We start from the raw sequence: 20,561 nt of genomic DNA on the forward strand, positions 1-20,561 counted from the left end.
TGGATATTTTGCGATATCAGGCAGGTAATTATGATGTTATTGTAGTGGGAGCCGGACATGCCGGCTGTGAAGCAGCATTAGCCTCCGCTCGGATGGGATGTAAAACTTTGGTCTTAACCTTAAACATGGATAATATTGCTTTAATGCCTTGCAACCCTGCGGTGGGTGGGCCGGCAAAATCACATTTAGTAAAGGAAATTGATGCGCTAGGCGGCCAAATGGGTCTTACTACAGATCTCACCGCGATTCAAATGCGTATGTTAAATACAGGCAAGGGGCCGGCTGTACATGCCTTAAGAGCCCAGGCTGATAAGCATAGATATCAACAAATGATGAAAAAGACATTGGAAACCCAGGAAAATTTAGATGTTAAGCAACTACTAGTAGAAGAAATAGTTGTTAAGAACGGTCGAGTGGAGAGTGTTACTACTCATATCGGAGCTGAATTTTCTGCCCGCGCTGTGATAGTTACCGCCGGAACCTATTTAAAGGGAAGAATTATTATTGGCAATATTCATTTCCCGGGTGGTCCCAATAGTCAATTTCCTGCAGTTACCTTAAGTGATAGTCTAAAAGATTTGGGTTTGGAATTAGGTCGTTTTAAAACGGGAACCCCGGCCAGAGTTGATCAACGAACCGTAGATTTTTCCAAAATGATAATTCAACCGGGAGATGAAGTAGTCCATAATTTTTCCTTTATTTCTCCAGTTAAACATCGGGAACAAGTTCCTTGTTGGCTTACTTATACTTCAGAAGAGACGCATCAAATTATTCGGGACAATTTACACAGATCCCCCCTCTATTCTGGTATCATCGAAGGGGTGGGACCCCGCTATTGCCCTTCCATTGAGGATAAAGTTGTTCGTTTTGCTGATAAACCTCAGCATCAAATTTTTGTAGAACCAGAAGGTTTATCGACCCATGAAATGTATGTACAGGGTATGTCTACTAGTTTGCCACCCGATGTTCAGCTGACTATGTTAAGATCTATACCGGGATTAGAAAGAGTAGAAATTATGCGTCCTGGTTATGCCATTGAATATGACTATGTGGTGCCAACTCAACTAAAGACTACTTTGGAAACTAAACAGATTTCCGGTCTTTACACAGCTGGACAAATTAACGGAACTTCTGGTTATGAAGAGGCTGCTGCTCAAGGGATTATGGCTGGTATCAATGCGGCACGGCAGGTTAAAGAAGAAGAGCCCTTTACATTGTCCAGGGCAGAAGCTTACATTGGTGTTTTAATTGATGATTTGGTCACGAAAGGCACTAATGAACCGTATCGACTTATGACTGCCCGGTCGGAATATCGCCTGTTATTAAGACAGGATAATGCAGACCATCGTTTAACGAAAAAAGGATATGAGATTGGTTTGGTTTCGGAGGAACGTTACCAAAGATATCTGAATAAGTGGTCGGCCATAACCAATGAAATACAAAGACTTAATAAGGTTGTTATTCCAGCCAATGAGCATACCAATAATATGTTACAGCAATTGAATTCCAGTGAAATTTTACAATCAACCCCGGCCATTAATTTACTCCGGCGCCCGGAAATTACCTATAAAGTAGTAAGCACGCTAGCTCCGGATTTTCCTTCTCTTCAGGAGGAAGTTATCCAAGAAGTTGATATTGAAATTAAGTATGAAGGATATATTCAAAAGCAACAGGCTCAAGTGGAACGGTTTGAGAAATTAGAGAATCGAAAGCTTAGAGAAGATATTGATTATAAAACGATCCGAGGTTTATCTTCGGAAGCCCAACAGAAACTAAATAACTTTAAGCCTGCATCCATTGGACAGGCTTCCCGTATTTCGGGTGTTAGCCCTGCGGATATATCGGTATTGCTAGTATGGTTGGAGCAAGAGCGACGTAAAACTACTGGGGTGACTAATGATGAGTGAACTAACCCGTATTTTACAGCAGGCTGGTGAGCAAGCAGGCTTTTCCTTTAGTGAAAAACAAATAGTATTGTTTGAACAATATTTTGATTTATTAGTAAAGGGTAATGAGAAAATAAACCTTACCTCCCTTACCGATCCTCAGGAAGTTGCAATAAAACATTTTATTGATTCACTAACCTGTTTAACTGCCCTTACGTTACCGGTAGGGTCCCAGGTGTTAGATGTTGGTACTGGTGCTGGATTTCCAGGTATACCTTTAAAAATTTACCGGAATGATTTAAAAATAACGTTGATGGATTCTTTACAAAAAAGAGTCAATTTCCTTAATGAAACCCTGCAAGACTTAGGCTTACAGGACAGTAGGGCAATTCACGACCGGGCGGAGGATTTTGCCCAAAGGAAGGAACAGCGGGAAAGCTATGACCTAGTGGTATCCCGTGCAGTGGCCCGACTGGCTGTGTTGGCTGAGTATTGTTTACCTTGTGTTAAAATAGGTGGCTATTTTATTTCTCAAAAGGGTCCCACTATTGAAGATGAGGTTAGGGAATCTACTAAAGCACTGGTTATATTAGGAGGAGAAATAGAAGAAGTAAAAAAACTGAGCCTTCCTGTTATACAAGATGGGCGAAGTATTGTGGTAATTAAAAAAATATCTCCCACTCCAAAACAATATCCCCGTAAAGCGGGCATGCCTGCTAAAAAACCGTTATTGTAGTACAGACCTAAGCCTCTGTCGGCCTCTAAGAATTTAGGGTATGGCAAGGCTTGGGTTTTATTATTATTAGGAATGTTTCACGTGAAACATTAAGGCCCAATTAGATCAATATGTAATAAAACATACATACTAACTGGATTTCTCCCTATTAGAAAATGATAATGGCGCAGGGTATGATGTTATCCATAGTGAACGACTTGCGTAGTGTCGATAATAGCACTAGCGGAACCAAAACAGGACGTTGAGTTAAGGCGACTCAATTCCTTCCGTAGTGAGCCTTAGTGCTATCGACGCAGAGCATGGAGTTGAACGGTGGAATAATACTATACCCATACTGCCCTTTCAGTTATTATTTAATAGATTAATTTATTTATTTATCTATAGTTAGGATGTTTCACGTGAAACATTCCTAACAAATCATGTGATTCAACAATCCTAAGAAGGAACAAACTAAATCTTTGTTGAATAGAAATTAGATTAATAGATTTTAGCAGATCAGAAAGTATAAGGTTACCTGATCTGCATAAGGGCAAACTAAGCTTCCGCCAGCGTCTAAAGACTTGGCGCAAGCCAAGTTTTACTAAGGGGGTGCTCGATTGGGGAAAATTATTGCCATTGCCAACCAAAAAGGAGGTGTGGCCAAAACTACAACTGCAGTTAATGTATGTGCCAGCCTCGCCCTGATGGGACAACCAGTACTACTGGTTGATATAGACCCCCAGGGAAATGCCAGTAGCGGATTAGGTATAGATAAAAATCAATTAGAACGATGTGTTTATGATGTATTGATTGACGAAGTGTCCCCCACTGATGTGATTATTTCTACTGGTATTAGAAATTTTGATATACTACCCTCTACCATACAATTGGCAGGGGCGGAAGTAGAAATGGTTTCACTAATAGCCCGAGAGCAAATTCTCAAAAGAGCTCTTAGTCCTTTAAAAGAAAAATATCAATATATTATTATCGATTGTCCTCCCTCTTTAGGTTTATTAACAGTAAATGCCCTAGCAGCAGCAGATTCATTACTAATTCCTATTCAATGTGAATTTTATGCCTTAGAAGGGGTCGGCCAATTAATGAATACGGTTCAACTGGTGCAAAGACATCTTAATCCAAGTTTAGAAATTGAGGGTGTTTTGCTAACCATGTTTGATGCCAGATTGAATCTCTCGATACAAGTGGTAGATGAGGTTAAAAAAGTTTTTGGTAATAAAGTATTTAAAAATATTGTTCCTCGCAATGTTCGATTAAGTGAAGCACCTAGTCATGGGATTCCAGTGGTTATTTATGATCCTAAATCTAGGGGGTCTGAAGCTTACCAAGAATTAGCCAAGGAAGTGATGGGGATTGACTAAAAAAAGAGGTTTAGGTAAAGGTTTGCAGGCTCTTATGCCTGTAGTATCCCAGGAAAATAACAATCAGGGAATTCTTAAAGATATAAGAGTTTCAGAGATAAAACCTAACCCTAAGCAACCAAGATTGAAAATAGACCAAGAAAAACTTCAGGAACTTGTTGAATCCATTCGGGAATATGGTGTTGTCCAACCGGTAGTGGTTAGATCTCAACCAGGTGGTTATGAATTAATTGCCGGAGAGCGTCGTTGGCGTGCTTGTCAACAATTGGGTTTTGAGTATATCCCTGCAGTGATTAGAGAATATGGAGAGCTTCAGTCTGCGGCAATTGCTTTAATAGAAAATTTACAGCGGGAAAATCTTAATCCCTTAGAAGAAGCCACCGCATATCGCCGACTAATGGATGAATTTCAATTAACACAAGATCAAGTATCACAAAGAGTAGGCAAGAGTCGTCCCCAAATCACCAACATGGTTCGGTTACTATCCCTTCCTAATGAAATAAAAGTGAGATTAAGTAATGGAGAAATTTCGGCTGGTCATGCCCGGGCATTGTTAACGTTAGAATCCCGCCAAAAACAAATAGATATTTGCGAACTTATTATTAAAAAGCAATTATCTGTACGTCAAGTGGAAGAATTAGTTCAAAATTTGCTTAAAAGTGAACAGCAGACTGTAAAAAAACTAAAAGCTCCGGATCCAGTGATTTTAGATTTAGAAGATCAATTAAGATCCTCCCTTGGCACCAAAGTTCAAATTAAGACCACTAGAAAAGGTGGAAAAATTGAGATTGATTACTATGATCATGAAGATTTAAATAGATTATTGGAATTGTTAATTAAAAATGAGCAATTAGCCTAATATTTTATATGATATATAGGGAAAATTACCTAGACTAGTAAAGTTAAAGAAAAAACAGTTTTTAAAGTAAGCATTTAGTAAAAAGTTTATAAGAAGGAGTTTTTATATATTATTTTTTATAGCTTACTTGAGTTTTTAGAAATATGATATTTTACTGGATGTTTCACGTGAAACATGCTAACCCAGAGGAGAAAGCATAATGACAGGAACTATTGCAAATGCAGCAGCTATTGTGGCGGGTACAGCCGTAGGATTACTATTCAGAAAAGGAGTTAGTGAATCTGTAAACGGCACGGTCATGAGTGGTATAGGATTGGCAGTTGGCTTAATAGGTTTTAAAATGGCATTTAAGACGGAGAATGAATTAATCGTTATTTTAAGCCTAGTTCTTGGTGGAATAGTCGGAGAATTACTAAATATAGAAGGGTGGTTGCAGAGAGCAGGAAGTCTATTAGAAGTAAAAGTCGGTGGTGCTGGAGATGGTGAAATTTCTAAAGCCTTTGTTACTACCAGTCTCATTTATTGCGTAGGGGCGATGGGGATAATGGGGGCGTTGGAGGATGGACTAACCGGTAATGCTTCCACTCTCTATGCAAAATCCTTATTAGATGGTACGTCCGCAGTTATTTTTACTTCTACTATGGGTTTTGGCGTAATTTTCTCTGCGATACCGGTACTTATCTATCAAGGTGCCATCACTTTAATGGCAGGTAGTTTAAAATCTTTTTTAACACCAGCCATGATAACAGAAATGACGGCTACCGGTGGTTTATTAATTGTAGGTATTGCCAGCAACGTATTGGGCATAAAAAAATTTAAGGTTGGTAATTTATTACCCGCTATTTTATTTGCAGTTTTACTTTCGTGGTTATGGGTAAAATTAAATATTAGCATCTAGGACCGGAAACAACTTGTTTTCGGTTTTTCTTTTGGCATATCGGAAAGTATAAAACTTTCCGACATGCATAAGGGCAAACTAAGCTTCCGCCGGCGTCTAAAGACTTGGCGCAAGCTTAGTTTTTCTAATACTTTTAGAAAATATAAAAACTAAAGCTTACGCCGGTATCTAAAGACTTTGCACAAGCCATTAATGTTCGGTTTAAATAAAAGTATTAATTTTAGAGTTTAAAAGGATTTGATAATGCAAAGTCGAATTATGTCAATTGTATAAAGTAGGTATTTAAAGATATGCGAAGGTGGATTTTAGTGAATGAAGGAAAAAGTAGCCATTGTTACGGATAGTACCTGTGATTTGAATAACGAAATAATCCAGGAATACGATATCAAGGTATTGCCACTAAAAATTATTTATCCTGATCGGGAATATTTAGATCGCATAGAAATATCTCCTCAAGAAATTTATGACAAGATGCCGGCTGAAATTCCTAAAACATCATTACCCTCTCCGGCGGCCATTATGGAATTATTTAAAAAACTTCAAGATGAAGGTTATACCCACATTATTTCAATTCATATTTCAAGTGGTCTAAGTGGCACCTTTAATACGGTTTATAGCGTAGCAAAGGAATTTGAAAATATGGTTATTGAGGTTCTAGATTCCAAAGCACTTTCTATGGGTTTGGGGATACCCGTGTTGGAAGCTGCTAAAACCTTAAAGAACACTTTGAGTTTTAATGCTGCCTTAAAGCAAGCTAAAAAAATCATTTCAAATATGGAAGTGTATTTTGTAGTAGCTACACTGGATTATTTAAAAAAAGGTGGCCGGATAGGTTACGTTGCAGGTACTATTGGAGAAATTATGCAAATTAAGCCTATTATTTCTATCAATGAAGAAGGCAAGTATTACACGTATGATAAAGTAAGAGGTAGAAAGAAGTCTTTGCTACGGTTATTTGAAATCGCCAAAGAAAAAATTGATATAAAAAATGCTAAGGTGGCTGTTATGAATAGTGCTGCCCAAGAGGAGGCACTGGAGATACTGGAAAAAATAAAACCGTTGCCGAAAGTGGAAGAAATTTATTCTGGCCAACTTGGTCCGGTTATGGGTGTCCATGCTGGACCAGGGTTAATTGGTATCTGTATTACCAGGAATAGCGATGGTTAAGAACCAAAGAGGGTTTTTAACATAAAAAACCTCTTTTATTCATTTGAAATTTTAGGTGAATACTTTTTTTCAGCACACCTAAGCGCTTCTTGATAAACGTTTTGGATTGGCACACCATATTGCAAAGCTATCTTTTTACAATGCTCAAACTCAGGGGTTATACGAAGAATGGGTTGATTTTGTGCCAAACGAGCTATTTTTACGGTTATCTCACCGAAGGAGGTAGTAACCGTTATCATTTCTCTGAAAAGGGTTCGACGGTTTTGGTAACTAATTCTCACTCCCAAAGAAGAGGTATCTTGCAAAATTAGCAGGCTAAATTTTTCTTCATCTTCTTGTTTACACAGAACAGTAAGTTTTATACCGGGCCTACCTTTTTTCATAATAATAGGTGTAAGAAAAACATCGATAGCCCCCTGTTGCATCATTTTTTCCATTACAAAGGGGTAGAATTCTGGATTCATATCATCTATATTTGTTTCGATAGTACATATTTCGTTATAAGTTTGCGTGTACAAAAAAACACCTCGTTTTCTATTGAAGATCGTGATAAATTTGGTATAATATTCCTCGTATGCCAATTATCCATTATTATGATGACATTATGATTATGCCATACTAACGATATCTATCCAGCACTTTTAGAAAGCATAAGAAAAACTAAGGCTGCCGCTTGCGTCTAAAGACTTGACGTACCCTATAGGGCATAACCTAAAGGTCACAAGTAAACAAGCCAAGTTTTTAATAAATAGTATAACGAAAATAAATTGTATAGTCTAAATAAAGGTGGTAATTAAGTGACTGACTTTTTTCAAATAATCCAAACGAATGCAGCACCCTTACTATTAATAATGGCCTTTATGCTTCTTTTCCTTTTATTGGCTCAAATAATCTTATTTCGGCGCTTTAAAGATGTTAGTAGAAGATATAAACTTCTTACCAGAGGTCCCAGTGGAGCTGATTTAGAACAAATTTTACAACAGTATGCCGGAGATATGGCAAAACTGGAACAAAGGGAAGAGGAAATACGGCAGGAGCAAGAAAAACAAAAGGAACAAGTAGCGGAGTGTATCCATAATCCGGGTCTGATAAGATTCAATGCCTTTGATAATATGGGCAGTGATTTAAGTTTTTCATTAGCTATGTTGGACCGTCGAGGTGATGGTGTGGTATTAACCGGACTCTACGGTCGGGATGAAACTAGAGTTTATGCCAAACCAGTACGTAAGGGTACTTCCGATTATAGCTTGACCGCAGAAGAAATGAAAGCAGTCCAAAGCAGCCTTGAAAAAATTTGAATAAGAAAACTTCTTAAACTCCACCTTACTTATATAAGGAGGGGTTTATTTTGTTTAAGAATAGGCTAGATGCTGGTCAGAGGCTCGGAGAAACTCTTAAAGAAATTAATATTACCGAAGGTATTGTGCTAGCCATTCCCCGGGGAGGAGTAGTAATCGGGGCACAAATTTGCCAAATATTGGGGTATCAATTGGATATTATTATTCCCAAAAAAGTAGGGCTACCTTATCAACCAGAGGTAGCCATTGGTGCAGTTACCGAAGATGGTACTGCTATATATAATCAAGACCTGTTAAAGCGATTTGATATTACAGAGCATGACTTAGAACCGACAGTACAAAATGTTATCAGAGAAATCAAAAGAAGAATGATTGTATACAGAGGTACCGATAAGTCACTGAATTTAGTAAAGAAAGATGTAATTTTAGTGGATGATGGTATTGCCACTGGAGCCACCATTTTGGCAGCCCTTAAGTCTTTAAAAAATTCCGGTTGCAGGTCTATTACATTGGCGGTAGCCGTTGCGCCGCCCGATACGTTGGCAAGGTTACGAAAAGAGGTAGATCATTTGCTTTGTCTCCTGGCAGAAGAGCCATTTTATGCGGTGGGGCAATTTTATAGGGATTTTGATCAAGTAAATGACGATGAAGTAATTAGGTTATTACAGAATGCTAAGTGCTGTGTTAAATAAGAGAATCCCGGTTAGCAACACCGGGATTCTCTGGTTTTTAGTATATGGGCTGTTTGAATTAATCCCTCGGTTATGAGATTAGCCAGACGCATCACCAAATTAAGACGGGTATTTTGTAAGACGAGGTATTCCATAAAGCCACCTACATTTACAACACCGGTAATATTTAATTGCCCCACGGCGGGAAGGTTTTTGTTTACCCCTGCACCAGGAGCCAAGGAACCGGCAGCTATATTGACACAACCCACGTTCTCCAAGTGCCCTAGACAGGCATCTATGGCGATAATAACGGCATCGGGATGGGTAGCTTCAATTGCTGTAAGCCGATCATTCATATTACTGGCGTGAACGGGTTCGTCCAAGGTTCCGTAGACCGTAAAGCCATGATTTGTGCAGCCGGTCATCTTTGTGCCAACCAAGGGTCCGAGGCAATCACCCGTTGATCGGTCGGTACCGATACAGACAATCACAACATCTTTTTCCTCATTCACACCAAATTCCTGAAGTCGGGTGGCTAAATCCCGACTAAAGTTATCAATAGCGAGGGTGTCCTCGACACTGATTCTCGTTTTAGGGGGTAACATAGATTGCTGCTGTAGGGTATTTATAGTAACTGACATACCTTCACTTCCTCTCACAGACAACTACCTATATTTATTCCCCACTAACCACCTAAATATTCCAACCAGTGAATGTTTTTTATAAAAAAGCATATATCTAGGAAGAAAATGGTCTAGTGTCTTTAGATATAAGGAGAGCCATCATGACAAAAACGAATGATCTATGGTTATTAGTCAGGTTAGTAGCCACCTATGTGGGGGCAGTCATTGGCGCAGGCTTTGCTTCAGGGCAAGAAATATTGCAGTTCTTTATCTTGTATGGCTACCAGGGGCTCCTGGGTACGGCATTGGCTAGTATTCTATTTGCTTATTTGGGTGCTTTAGTACTTTATTTAAGTGTAAAATTAAGGGCAGGCAGCTACCAAGAGGTACTCAACTATTTAATGGGCTCCTGGGCTGGAAGATTTATGGATATCCTGAGTTTATTTATGTTGGCTGGTGGCTTGGGAGTTATGTTGGCTGGCAGCGGAGCGGTGGTTGAGGAATATTTGGGAATTAGCCGATGGATAGGCATTGGTATATCCTTAGGCATTGTTATCACGGTTATATTTCATGGGCTGCAGGGTTTATTAACGATTAATGTAATACTGGTACCGGTAAAACTCCTGGGTGTTTGTCTTATTGCCTCCCTAGCTTTAGCCTATCATGGACTACCTGAACAACTTGTCATAGTTCCATCCCAAGGGATAGGAGGTCACTGGTGGGGCTCCAGTATACTCTATGTTTCCTTTAATATGGTGGTACCGTTGGCAGTACTGGCTTCTATGGGAAGGTATACTACTAAAAAAATAGCCATTTATGCAGGAATACTCGGGGGACTTGCTTTGGGTGGAGCTGTGACTCTGGTAACGTTAGCTGGCTTAGCTTTTTATCCGGCGGTGACAGAGTATGAAGTTCCTATGTTATATCTGGCTTCCCAAGTTAGTGTGTATCTGCGGCCCTTATTTGCCCTTTTAATTTGGTTAGCGATCCTAACTACCGCTGTGGCCAATGCTCACGGATTTGCCAGTAGACTGGCACCGACAAGCGGTAGGTGGTATCGTATTTACGGGATTGCAGTTTGCCTTCTTGTCTTACCTTTAACCAGTTTAAATTTTTCATCATTAGTAAAGAGTGTATATCCTTTGTTTGGATATGCTGGTCTGGTAATGCTAACAGCTCTTTTAGTGGTTCCTGTAGGAAAGTCCCTACGGAGGTAATAGCATAAGAAAAGGAAGGAATATTAAATCCAGGCAGCGAACAAAAAGAGGGTGACTCTATTAAAGTGTAGGTAAGTTTGTCAGGGCAAACCAGACAATTCTTATATCTACCAACCAACATTGTCCATCAGAAAATATTGCAGGATATGATGTGTCAATATGTTTAAACCGGAGGTGGAAGTCTTCAACTGGTTGGATTATTTTTTTATTTTTCTATGCCTTCTAACAACCTGGCGGGGATTTTGCTCCGGGCTTTTTATGGGGATTATTCGATTAGTGATTATGCTGGTCTCCTTTGCCGGGGCAGTTCTTTACTACCATAAATTGTCGGAATGGTTGGCTCAGGAATGGGGTTGGGCAGACAGCTTGGCCCAAATTGTTAAACCGTTGGTGAAATTGCCAGAACCTTTTAACAGCCCGGAAATAGTAAAAATGCCTGTAAATCTGCTGCAAAAAATTAGTGCTCAAATTCCTCTGCCGGCTCCCTGGTCCGATATTATTAACCAGTTGGGGCAATCGGGTTCCCATCAAACAGTGGGACAGGCTGTAAATTTAATGCTGGCCCAGGGATTGCTTAATATCTTGGCTTTTTTACTTATTTTCTTCCTTATTAAATGGTTGTTAAATTTTATTGCCTCCCTTGTGGCTACCCTAATACGTTTTAGTCCCCTGGGGCCGGTGGATAGGTTGGTCGGTTTGGCTGTGGGTTTTGTCACCGGCTTGGTGATTATACTGGCCTTAATAACGGTACTAATCCCCTTACAGGTTCCCTTAGCTCTGTTGGGAGCAGATGGATTACTAGGAACGTTGGAGAAAGGTATAGCTGGTTCATCCATCATTAAAGAGTTTGCTCCCTTGGTTGCTGATCTAAAGATACTGCCTCCTCTGTTACCGGACTTTAGTAGTCAATACTTATTTAAGTATATTTATACTAAACCAGGTACAGAGATATAGTCTAATAATAATGGTGCGTTGGGTAATAATAAATGAGTCTATAAAAACAGGGGGATTTTACTAATGATGAAGCAAGAGCTTGCATATACTCGTAAGAATGTTTGGACTCAAGCAGAGGGCGGCTTAATACAAGAGATAATGTCTTTTGCCGAAGAGTATAAATTATTTTTGAGCAATGTAAAAACGGAACGCAGTTGTTTTAAACACTTGGTTAACATCGCGATGAGCCAAGGTTTTCGGCCCGTGGAAGGAGTTCAGCAGGTAAGGTCCGGAGACAAGGTATTGATTACCGGACATAACAAAGTAGTAGCCTTGGCAGTGATAGGTCAAGAAGGGCTAGACAAAGGTATTACGCTAATTGGCTCCCATACAGATGTTCCAAGATTAGATTTAAAGCCAAATCCACTCTATGAGGAACAAGGACTCGCCTTTTTAAAAACCCACTATTATGGTGGTATCAAAAAGTATCACTGGGTAGCCATTCCCTTGGCTCTGCATGGCGTTGTTTATAAAGCTGATGGCCAAGCGGTAGAGGTTTCCATTGGTGACCGGCCGGGAGATCCGGTGTTTACTATTACCGATTTACTACCTCACTTGGCTAAGGATCAAATGGTTAAAAAAGTAACTGAGTTTCTGGAAGGCGAGCAGTTAAATCTTTTAATTGGTGGGATACCCCTAAAGGATGAAAAGGACCAAGCGGTGAAGATGAATATCCTTCATATCCTACACCAAAACTACGGAATTACTGAGGAAGATTTTATTAGTGCGGAACTGGAGGCGGTACCGGCTGGGCCGGCTCACGATATAGGTTTTGATCGTAGTCTGGTGGGTGCCTATGGACAAGATGACAGAGTTTGTGTTTATACGTCCCTAAGGGCCATTTTGGCAACGGTTAACCCCAAGCGTACTGCGGTGGCTTTATTTATTGATAAGGAAGAAATTGGAAGTACTGGAAATACAGGCATGAATGGAAGATTTTTGCAAAATACCATAGCGGAAATTGGCTGTCGGTTGAACCCTCATTATAATGAACTGGCCCTTTATCGAACCTTTGCCCGTTCTCAAGCCCTTTCTGCCGATGTGACCGCGGGCATCGATCCCAACTTTGAGGGGGTATTGGAAAAACATAATGCAGCCAAAATTGGCGGTGGTGTGGTGATTACTAAGTATACCGGCGCCAAAGGGAAATATCACACAAATGATGCCAGTGCCGAATATGTGGCCTATCTAAGAAGGCTACTGAACGAAAATAAAATTACCTGGCAAACCGGTGAACTGGGCAAAGTGGACCAGGGGGGTGGAGGTACCATTGCCCATATTATTGCGGAGTTGGGCTTTGAAGTAATTGATTGCGGAGTTCCCCTGTTGTCTATGCATGCACCCTTGGAAGTGGCCAGCAAGGGCGATATCTATGAATGTTATAGAACCTATAAGGCGTTCTTTGGTGCGTAACAGTTGTTGAGGAAAGGGAGAAGGAGAAGTTAATGGATATAACAACATGGAAGGATTGGTTTATAAGCCTTTACACCCTCCAAGATGTCCAACTGGCACTAACGGCTACCATCCGAATAATTACTACTCTGATACTAGCTAAACTGCTAATTTACTTTGGGACTAAAATAATTGAAAGATTGTTCATCTCTAAACCCGGTAAGTTTATTGCTGATAACCGCCCTCAGACCCTTAGTGGTTTGTTAAAAAGTGTACTACGGTATGTAGTCTATTTTGTAGCTGGTATGTCCATCATTGAGATATTTGTTCCCAATGCTGCCAAAACCATTTTGGCTGGAGCTGGTATCCTTGGTTTAGCCGTAGGTTTTGGGGCCCAAAACCTGGTGCGAGATGTTATTACAGGATTTTTTATTCTATTTGAAGATCAATACCAAGTGGGGGAATATGTAACTTTGGCCGGTGTTACTGGCATAGTGGAAGAAATAGGGTTGCGGGTTACCAAAATACGTGAATTCGGTGGTCAGTTACATATTATCCCCAATGGAACTATTAGCCACGTAGCCAATTATAATCGCGGCGCTATGCTGGCTCAAGTGGAAGTAGGCATTTCCTACGAGGAGAACGTGGATAAAGCCACGGCAGTTTTAAAGACCATGTGCCAGGAGTTTGCAAAAATCTGGGCAGAGGATTTAGTAGAAGGCCCCGATGTGTTAGGTGTGGTAAGATTTGGCGAGTCCGAGGTGGTAATTCGAATTACCTGTAAAACCAAGGCCATGCGGCAATGGGAGATTGAGCGTCAGTTAAGAAAGTTGGTTAAAGAAACCTTTGATCGGGAAGGCATAGAAATTCCGCACTCCCGCCGGGTACTACTATCTAATGGAGGTGCAGAGGGTGCATAAATTTCAAGTGGGCGATGTGGTACGAACCCGTAAGCCTCACCCCTGCGGTAACGATACCTGGGAAGTAATGCGTACAGGGGTGGATTTTCGCATTAAATGTCAGAAATGCGGCCGGGTGCTGATGCTGCCCCGACCCAAATTTGAGAAAAGTGTGAAGGCGGTAATTAGTAGTTGTGAAGGATAACACCCTACCAAACAAGCTTTTAGCAGCAGATATAAAAAAGCAACTTATAAAATAAAGTTGCCCTTTCGACACAAAGATGATATAATCTTACAGTGCCTTTATAGGCAGATTTTCCCCCTGCTCTACCGAAGGGGTAGGGCCGTTAGTCCGGAGGGAGGAGGTGAACTGTAGTGCGCAATTATGAAGTGATGTACATCATCAAACCCGAAACCGAAGATGAAAAAGTAACTGCTATTATGGAAAGATTTAAAGGCCTAGTGGAAGAAAGAGGCGCCGAAGTTACCAAGCTAGACAAATGGGGTAAGCGTCGCCTGGCTTATGAAATCAACCATATCAAAGAAGGCATTTACGTTTTAATGCAGTTTAAAGCAGATGCTGCTACTGCTGCTGAAATGGATCGGGTTATGAAGATTAACGACGACATCTTTCGCCACATGATCACTCGTGAAGAAGAATAGATTATGTAAATAGGCGGTGTTGAAAATGCTCAATAAGATCATATTAATTGGGCGCCTAACCCGTGATCCTGAACTTCGCTACACAACAAACGGTATTGCCGTAGCTAAGTTAAATTTGGCTGTTGATCGTCCTCATATCAATAGGGAGAGAGAAAAAGAGACGGATTTTATAGATGTTGTGGTATGGCAAAAATTAGCTGAAACCTGTGCCAATAATTTAGGTAAAGGTCGCTTAGTTGCTGTAGATGGCCGACTGCAAATCCGCTCTTATGACGATAACCAGGGAGTGCGCCGCAAAGCAGCAGAAGTGGTTGCTGAAAATATTCGGTTTCTTGATTGGCCCAAAGATCGGGAAAACCAGGGTAGCAGCAGCTCCACGAACAGCGGCTTTGCCAGCGAAATTAGCTTTAATGGAGATGACATACCGTTTTAGGGTTAGACAAGCTTTTTAAAAACGGTACCCCAGTAAGGAGGGAATACTTTGAAACGTGAGCGTGGACGCAGAGGCAAAAGGCGCGTTTGCAGCTTCTGTGTAGATAAAGCTACTGCTATTGATTATAAAGAAATTCCTAAGCTTAAGAAATACGTTACCGAGCGCGGTAAAATTTTACCCCGTCGTATTTCTGGCAACTGTGCACATCATCAACGCATACTAACAGTTGCTATCAAGAGAGCTCGTAACATTGCTTTACTGCCTTTTTCAACAGAATCTTAAGAAACAAAAAAGAATGGGGATTTTCCCATTCTTTTTTATTGTCTACTATATTATTTATTGTTGATTTTATAGTTGCGATGGTTTTAGATGCAGAGATTTCGAGATAATTTATCATATAGTTTAAATCAAATTGAAAAAAATCTGTTAATTATGGTTAATATGTAGAACTTTTGTAGCAAAGAACAACCATTTGATATAAAAGAAAGACTAGAGTAGGGCATACGTGATCAACTAATGTAGCATTTGATACAAAAGTCTATCAAATAATAACACTGAAATACCCCCTTTAAGCCGTAAGTGATTAACATATGTATCTTTATCAAAAGTTAAATTCTTAGTGACAATTTATATTGTCGAAATTAATAGGTGTATCTTCTAAATGAAGATGCTTAAATCGTACGAAATAGGGTTTGCATGATAAATAAATAACAAAAAGGGTTAATTTTATTGTGAAATTAAACATTACTGCAATCAATTGTGTCGAGAATATTTAAAAAAATATAATATTTCCTTAATGCCAATTGTCATTTCAAAGACAATTGGCATTTTATTTGCATTTATGATTGGGCATCAAGGGATAAGTATCTTACATTGTGATTTAATTATTTTTTAGGGGGGGTGACTATAAAAACGTTATAACTTCAAATTTAGTAAAAGTAGTAAATAAAGGAGGATGAATCGTGGCATACCGTAAAATTGATGCAGATGTAATTATTGTTGGAGGCGGCAGCGCAGGAACCTTTGCAGCAATCAAAGCAAAAACTGCAAATCCAAAAGCCAGGGTAGTAGTACTAGATAAAGGACCTATTGAAACATCTGGTGCAATCGGACGTGGTATGGATGCATTAAACATTGTTTCCGTTCCTGGATATGGTACTCCAGAAGATGTAGTGGAAGCTCTTACTAAAGTATCTGAAGGTATCATCGATCAGGAGGCAGCCTATGTTTTAGGCGAAAAATCGATTGAAGTAATAAAAGATCTTGAAGAATTTACAGGGCGTGAACCCGGTGATCTATTCCCGGTGGATGAAAACGGAAACTATAAATGCAACTATTTACATCCTACCCAAAAGCCCTTATATCTAGCAATGGACGGCGAGGACATTAAGCGTGCGTTGGCCCGTGAAGTAAGAAGGTTAGGTTGCACAGTTTTAGATAGAACTGCCACAGTAAAACTTTTTACTGCTGATGGTAAGGTAACCGGTGTATTTGCCTTCGATATTAGAACTGGTGAGCACTTCTTAATCAGCGCCCCTGCAGTTGTTCTTACTGCCGGTTGTGCAGGTAGATTTGGGATGCCGAGAGATGGCTACCTAAGTGGTATTTATGAATTCCCTGGTAATACTGGTGATGGATACGCCCTTGCATATCATGCGGGAGCCGAAATGGTTAACATGGAATGTTTCCAAACCAACCTGTTAATGAAAGACTTTAATGGTCCTGCATGTGGCTATGTTGTAATTCCTAGAGGTGGTTACGGCATTAACGCTTTAGGTGAAAAATATTGGAGCCATGGTTACTGGTCTGGTGATATGTTCCTAGCCGTTTGGCGTGAATTTACTGAAGGCCGTGGTCCTGTATATCTGAAGTTGGATCACCTTCCTGAAGATACCATTCAGGGTCTGGAAAAAATTCTTTGGGGTACTGAACGTACGGTACGCGGTCAATTCCATAAGCAACGTAATGAAAACTATCGTTGCTGGGATTCCGTTGAACAAGGTATGGAAGAAATCACTCTGTGCAGTGGACATAGTATGTCAGGTATTTGGGTAAATAAAGATGCTGAAACAAGTGTACCGGGCCTATTTGCTGCTGGTGACTGTGCAGCTGTACCTCACCAATACTTAACAGGTGCTTTTGTATTCGGTGGAATAGCAGGGAAAACGGCTGCCGAGTATGCTGCAAAAGCAAAAGCTCCTAAACTAGATATAGATGTTGACAAGTTGTGGAAAGAATTAAGAGTTCCGCTTGATCGTCCAGATGGTTTGCCTGTTGAGCAAGTGGAAATTAAGATTCGTGGCAAGGTCAGCCAGTATATGACTCCACCCAAGAGCGATCCTCTGTACAACAAGATGCTTTGGTGGGTTGATAGAATGCGCCGTGAAGATGTTCCTAACATCAAGGTTTGTGATTTCCACGATCTGATCAAAGTTACTGAAATTAATAGTATGATCGATTGCGCAGAGATGGCTGTTAAAGCATCCTTATATCGTACTGAAAGCCGTTGGGGACTTAGCCACTATCGTTTAACTCACCCGAAAGTAGATTCGAAATGGGATGGCAAACAAGTAGTAGTTAAGAAGAACCTGGCAACTGGTGAAATGGAAGTATCCTCCAAGGATGTTCCCAAGTACAAATGGGATTATCCCACTAGATTGGAATATGAATATCCGGAGCTTAAGCTAGAAATTGGTAAAGGCTATGTCCATCCGGACAATGATTACAATGATCCTTGGATCACTGAAAAGGTTTCTAGAGAAGGTATGGATATTCCTAAGAGAATGACAGTCAAGAAGGAGGATTAAACATGGAACGCTTTGATTGCAAAAAATATGAATGGGTTAAAGTAGATAAATCTAAATGTGCCAGCTGTGGAACTTGTGTAGATTATTGCCCAAGGGACGTACTTAGACTTGACAACCAAGGATTTCCTTACATGGCCTATCGTGATGATTGCTGGTACTGTGATGTTTGTAAATTTGTATGCCAGTTAGATGCCATTGAATTGGAAACAGTACCTTATTTAATCAGATAATTTTTTGTATCAAGTACCCCTCCGTTAAACGGAGGGGTACTGATTACAGTTAACAACTCTGAGATTGGGGTGTTAATTTTGAAAAAGGTAGTAATCGAAGCACTTTCCGGTTGTGAAGGTTGTGAGGTATCGATTCTTGATCTTGGTGAAGAACTCCTTACCCTTTTGAAACAAATTGAAATCATCCATGCACCAATAATCATGGACTCTAAACATTTCGACCCCTTTAGTAATGATTTAGAAATAAAAATACCGAGAGCAGATATTGGTATACTTTCGGGGTCCATACGTACAGAGGAAAACTTAGAGGTAGCTCGTGCAGTAAGAGAAAATTGTGACATTGTAATAGCAAATGGGACTTGTGCTTGTATGGGTGGGATACACTCGATAGCTAATGTGATGCCATTAGATTCCGTAAAGGAAGGTATCTGCCCTGCTGATTCGGGTGCAGATAAATATCATCTGCCAAAGGTAACTAATAGAGTAATTTCACTCAACGAAGTGATGGAGGTAGATATTTATCTACCGGGTTGTCCGCCTCCAGTGAGCATGTTTGTAGACGCTATCAAGTGTGTTCTTGAAGGAAGGGATTTTGAGTTACCTAACGACACAGTTTGTAATGACTGTCCCAAAACAAAGGAAAAAAGAACCGTTTTTAGCGATAAAGGGCTACCTTTTCCAGAGATGCTCCGTCCATTAGAGCCTGTTGAACTGGAAGATCGCTGTTTATTTGAACAAGGTTATTTTTGCATGGGGGCTGCGACCAGAAGTGGTTGCGGTGGTGTATGCATGAAAATGGATATGCCTTGCCGTGGTTGTATGGGTCCTCGTAGGATTGAAGAGAATCCGCGTGCGGAATTACTTGGCTCCTTGGCTGTATATGGCTATACGCTTCGGGATGTTCATGATCGCCGGGCAGCGTTTAACTGGTTTACAGGGGCACACAATAACTTGCGGCCGATTCGTTAGGAGGGTCTGTAGTGGGAAAAACAATTACAATACAACCAGTCTCAAGAGTGGAGGGGCATGCGCGAGTAACTGTTCAATTGGATGATGGAGGAAGAGTATCTGATACAAAAGTTCAGGTGGTTGAAATAAGGGGCTTTGAAAAATTTTGCCTAGGTCGTCCAGTTGAAGAAATGCCAAGAATAGTTACCAGAATTTGTGGAGTATGTCCATGGGCACATCATTTGGCGGCGGCTAAAGCTGCGGACGCAGTATTTGGGGTGCAAATTCCAGAGACAGCCAAAAAAATAAGAGAACTTGCTTATAGTGCGCACTTTATCCATAGCCATTTGCTACATTTCTTCTTTTTAGCAGGGGCAGATTTTTTGTGTGACCCAGGGACAGATTATTTGGTGAGGAATATTATGGGTCTCGCGGATAAACACCCCATATTGGTACAAAAAATTGCACGTATTCGTAACGTAGCTCAGAAAATGACAGAAATAATAGCGGGTAAAGCTATTCATCCGGATGTCGCAGTTCCTGGTGGTTTTAGCAAGTCAATCAGTGAAGAACAACGGAAAGAACTTCGCTCAATGGCTGGCGATTGCCTGGAATTTGTCCAATTTTCCTTGGATTTTGCTAAAGATAAGGTATTTATGAATTTATTACCACAAATAAAAAATTCCCCAACCTTAAATACAGGCTTTCTGGGAATGGTTTCAAAGGACGGAGAATTGAATTTTTATGAAGGTAGACTCAGGTTACTCAAATTAAATGGTGAGTGTGAGGAATTCGAACCATCTGATTACTTAGATTATATTAGCGAACATACCGAGGATTGGACTTACATGAAATTCCCCTATGATAAATCCGCAGGGAAACTTTCTATGGATCCGGATCAGCCGATTGGGGTTTATCGTACAAACTCGCTGGCAAGGTTGAACGTATGTGATAGCATACCGACACCTTTGGCCCAAAAAGAACTCATTGATTTCCGTAAAGAAGTAGGTGGAGTTGCTCAACACAATTTCCTCTACCATTGGGCGCGTCTAATTGAGGCACTCTATGCCGCAGAAAGAGCGGTAGAATTGCTTGAGGATGAGGGAATTACTGACACCCATGTCAGAGAAAGTGTAAAACCATGTGCTGGTCGTGGAGTTGGAGTTGTTGAAGCACCCAGGGGAACATTAATACATGATTATCAAACGGATGACAACGGGTTACTTACCCGAGTAAATCTTATTGTCGGTACAACACATAACAATGCTGCTATTAATATTTCAGCCTTCCGTACCGCCCGTGAAGTGATCAAAGACGGCGTTTGTGATGAAGATGGCCTGAATAAAATTGAAATGGCTATCCGGGCCTATGATCCTTGCTACAGTTGTGCGACCCATAAAATTGATGGCAGGGTGGCTGTTAGGGTTGCAGTTGTAGATAGTAAAGGTCAAGTAGTACAGACCTTAGGAAATTAAAGTAAGAG

At 40.4% G+C, this 20,561-nt stretch carries 22 protein-coding genes; 20 read left to right on the forward strand and 2 right to left on the reverse strand.

What is annotated here, in order from left to right; translation table 11 throughout:
• Positions 1–8 precede the first annotated feature (8 nt).
• The 6 genes from mnmG (at position 9) to BUA78_RS10615 (ending at position 6,904) form a co-directional block, all read left to right on the forward strand.
• The gene (gene mnmG / locus BUA78_RS10590; protein WP_072914443.1) at positions 9–1,907 is read left to right on the forward strand and encodes a tRNA uridine-5-carboxymethylaminomethyl(34) synthesis enzyme MnmG; all 1,899 of its coding nucleotides are present in this window, start codon (positions 9–11) and stop codon (positions 1,905–1,907) included.
• Positions 1,900–2,622, forward strand: coding sequence for a 16S rRNA (guanine(527)-N(7))-methyltransferase RsmG (rsmG, locus tag BUA78_RS10595; protein WP_072914197.1), 723 nt, complete (start codon positions 1,900–1,902; stop codon positions 2,620–2,622). Before mnmG ends, rsmG begins: the two co-directional genes overlap by 8 nt.
• Before the next feature lie 596 nt (positions 2,623–3,218).
• A complete protein-coding gene (locus tag BUA78_RS10600) occupies positions 3,219–3,980 on the forward strand; it encodes a ParA family protein (protein ID WP_072914200.1) in 762 nt (253 codons plus the stop codon).
• Positions 3,973–4,839: a ParB/RepB/Spo0J family partition protein gene (locus BUA78_RS10605; protein WP_072914203.1), complete on the forward strand. Its 867-nt coding sequence runs from the start codon at positions 3,973–3,975 to the stop codon at positions 4,837–4,839. Before BUA78_RS10600 ends, BUA78_RS10605 begins: the two co-directional genes overlap by 8 nt.
• Before the next feature lie 199 nt (positions 4,840–5,038).
• Positions 5,039–5,737 (forward strand): DUF554 domain-containing protein, encoded by a 699-nt coding sequence (locus tag BUA78_RS10610; RefSeq protein WP_072914205.1) that lies wholly within the window; start codon positions 5,039–5,041, stop codon positions 5,735–5,737.
• A 312-nt stretch (positions 5,738–6,049) separates the two neighbouring features.
• Positions 6,050–6,904, forward strand: coding sequence for a DegV family protein (locus tag BUA78_RS10615; protein WP_072914208.1), 855 nt, complete (start codon positions 6,050–6,052; stop codon positions 6,902–6,904).
• Between the two features lie 35 nt (positions 6,905–6,939).
• Here BUA78_RS10615 and larC2 read toward each other — a convergent pair whose 3' ends face one another.
• Entirely contained in the window at positions 6,940–7,422 is a 483-nt protein-coding gene (larC2, locus tag BUA78_RS10620; RefSeq protein ID WP_072914211.1) for a nickel pincer cofactor biosynthesis protein LarC2, read from the reverse strand.
• Positions 7,423–7,701: 279 nt separating this feature from the next.
• Between larC2 and BUA78_RS10625 the strand changes: the two genes are divergently transcribed.
• Both BUA78_RS10625 and BUA78_RS10630 read left to right on the forward strand, forming a co-directional pair.
• Complete coding sequence (locus tag BUA78_RS10625; RefSeq protein WP_072914213.1) at positions 7,702–8,202, forward strand: DUF4446 family protein; 501 nt, start codon at positions 7,702–7,704, stop codon at positions 8,200–8,202.
• A 50-nt stretch (positions 8,203–8,252) separates the two neighbouring features.
• Positions 8,253–8,894 (forward strand): phosphoribosyltransferase, encoded by a 642-nt coding sequence (locus BUA78_RS10630; protein ID WP_072914216.1) that lies wholly within the window; start codon positions 8,253–8,255, stop codon positions 8,892–8,894.
• Positions 8,895–8,905: 11 nt separating this feature from the next.
• On the opposite strand, the gene yyaC is transcribed toward BUA78_RS10630, so the two are convergent.
• Positions 8,906–9,514, reverse strand: a complete 609-nt coding sequence (gene yyaC, locus BUA78_RS10635; RefSeq protein ID WP_072914218.1) for a spore protease YyaC — start codon at positions 9,512–9,514, stop codon at positions 8,906–8,908.
• A 143-nt stretch (positions 9,515–9,657) separates the two neighbouring features.
• Here yyaC and BUA78_RS10640 point away from each other — a divergent pair, with 143 nt between their 5' ends.
• The 12 genes from BUA78_RS10640 to BUA78_RS10695 all read left to right on the forward strand — a co-directional run bounded on the left by BUA78_RS10640 (position 9,658) and on the right by BUA78_RS10695 (position 20,553).
• A complete protein-coding gene (locus BUA78_RS10640; protein ID WP_072914221.1) occupies positions 9,658–10,713 on the forward strand; it encodes a YkvI family membrane protein in 1,056 nt (351 codons plus the stop codon).
• Between the two features lie 159 nt (positions 10,714–10,872).
• On the forward strand, positions 10,873–11,667 hold the full coding sequence (locus tag BUA78_RS10645) for a CvpA family protein (protein WP_072914222.1): 795 nt from the start codon (positions 10,873–10,875) through the stop codon (positions 11,665–11,667).
• A gap of 63 nt (positions 11,668–11,730) precedes the next feature.
• Positions 11,731–13,119 (forward strand): aminopeptidase, encoded by a 1,389-nt coding sequence (locus BUA78_RS10650; protein WP_072914224.1) that lies wholly within the window; start codon positions 11,731–11,733, stop codon positions 13,117–13,119.
• A 32-nt stretch (positions 13,120–13,151) separates the two neighbouring features.
• A complete protein-coding gene (locus tag BUA78_RS10655; protein WP_072914227.1) occupies positions 13,152–14,018 on the forward strand; it encodes a mechanosensitive ion channel family protein in 867 nt (288 codons plus the stop codon).
• Entirely contained in the window at positions 14,011–14,202 is a 192-nt protein-coding gene (locus tag BUA78_RS10660) for a DUF951 domain-containing protein (RefSeq protein ID WP_072914229.1), read from the forward strand. Before BUA78_RS10655 ends, BUA78_RS10660 begins: the two co-directional genes overlap by 8 nt.
• Positions 14,203–14,372: 170 nt before the next feature.
• The gene (rpsF, locus tag BUA78_RS10665) at positions 14,373–14,660 is read left to right on the forward strand and encodes a 30S ribosomal protein S6 (RefSeq protein ID WP_072914232.1); all 288 of its coding nucleotides are present in this window, start codon (positions 14,373–14,375) and stop codon (positions 14,658–14,660) included.
• A 25-nt stretch (positions 14,661–14,685) separates the two neighbouring features.
• A complete protein-coding gene (locus tag BUA78_RS10670) occupies positions 14,686–15,093 on the forward strand; it encodes a single-stranded DNA-binding protein (protein WP_072914233.1) in 408 nt (135 codons plus the stop codon).
• A gap of 48 nt (positions 15,094–15,141) precedes the next feature.
• Positions 15,142–15,375, forward strand: coding sequence for a 30S ribosomal protein S18 (gene rpsR, locus BUA78_RS10675; RefSeq protein WP_072914236.1), 234 nt, complete (start codon positions 15,142–15,144; stop codon positions 15,373–15,375).
• 680 nt (positions 15,376–16,055) lie between these two features.
• Positions 16,056–17,900, forward strand: coding sequence for a fumarate reductase/succinate dehydrogenase flavoprotein subunit (locus BUA78_RS10680; protein WP_072914239.1), 1,845 nt, complete (start codon positions 16,056–16,058; stop codon positions 17,898–17,900).
• Between the two features lie 2 nt (positions 17,901–17,902).
• On the forward strand, positions 17,903–18,130 hold the full coding sequence (locus BUA78_RS10685) for a 4Fe-4S dicluster domain-containing protein (RefSeq protein ID WP_072914241.1): 228 nt from the start codon (positions 17,903–17,905) through the stop codon (positions 18,128–18,130).
• Between the two features lie 78 nt (positions 18,131–18,208).
• Entirely contained in the window at positions 18,209–19,099 is an 891-nt protein-coding gene (locus BUA78_RS10690) for an NADH-quinone oxidoreductase subunit B family protein (RefSeq protein ID WP_072914244.1), read from the forward strand.
• An 11-nt stretch (positions 19,100–19,110) separates the two neighbouring features.
• Positions 19,111–20,553, forward strand: a complete 1,443-nt coding sequence (locus BUA78_RS10695; RefSeq protein WP_072914246.1) for a Ni/Fe hydrogenase subunit alpha — start codon at positions 19,111–19,113, stop codon at positions 20,551–20,553.
• Positions 20,554–20,561: the final 8 nt, after the last annotated feature.

The sequence above is a fragment of the Desulforamulus aeronauticus DSM 10349 genome, from assembly GCF_900142375.1.
Lineage (GTDB): Bacteria > Bacillota > Desulfotomaculia > Desulfotomaculales > Desulfotomaculaceae > Desulfotomaculum > Desulfotomaculum aeronauticum.

Bases quoted from the DNA above. Each gene is read 5' to 3' on its own strand.
- rsmG (WP_072914197.1), top strand. From the start codon at position 1,900: ATGAGTGAACTAACCCGTATTTTACAGCAGGCTGGTGAGCAAGCAGGC.
- BUA78_RS10610 (WP_072914205.1), top strand. From the start codon at position 5,039: ATGACAGGAACTATTGCAAATGCAGCAGCTATTGTGGCGGGTACAGCC.
- BUA78_RS10615 (WP_072914208.1), top strand. From the start codon at position 6,050: ATGAAGGAAAAAGTAGCCATTGTTACGGATAGTACCTGTGATTTGAAT.
- yyaC (WP_072914218.1), bottom strand. From the start codon at position 9,514: ATGTCAGTTACTATAAATACCCTACAGCAGCAATCTATGTTACCCCCT.
- BUA78_RS10640 (WP_072914221.1), top strand. From the start codon at position 9,658: ATGACAAAAACGAATGATCTATGGTTATTAGTCAGGTTAGTAGCCACC.
- BUA78_RS10645 (WP_072914222.1), top strand. From the start codon at position 10,873: ATGTTTAAACCGGAGGTGGAAGTCTTCAACTGGTTGGATTATTTTTTT.
- BUA78_RS10650 (WP_072914224.1), top strand. From the start codon at position 11,731: ATGATGAAGCAAGAGCTTGCATATACTCGTAAGAATGTTTGGACTCAA.
- BUA78_RS10655 (WP_072914227.1), top strand. From the start codon at position 13,152: ATGGATATAACAACATGGAAGGATTGGTTTATAAGCCTTTACACCCTC.
- BUA78_RS10670 (WP_072914233.1), top strand. From the start codon at position 14,686: ATGCTCAATAAGATCATATTAATTGGGCGCCTAACCCGTGATCCTGAA.
- BUA78_RS10685 (WP_072914241.1), top strand. From the start codon at position 17,903: ATGGAACGCTTTGATTGCAAAAAATATGAATGGGTTAAAGTAGATAAA.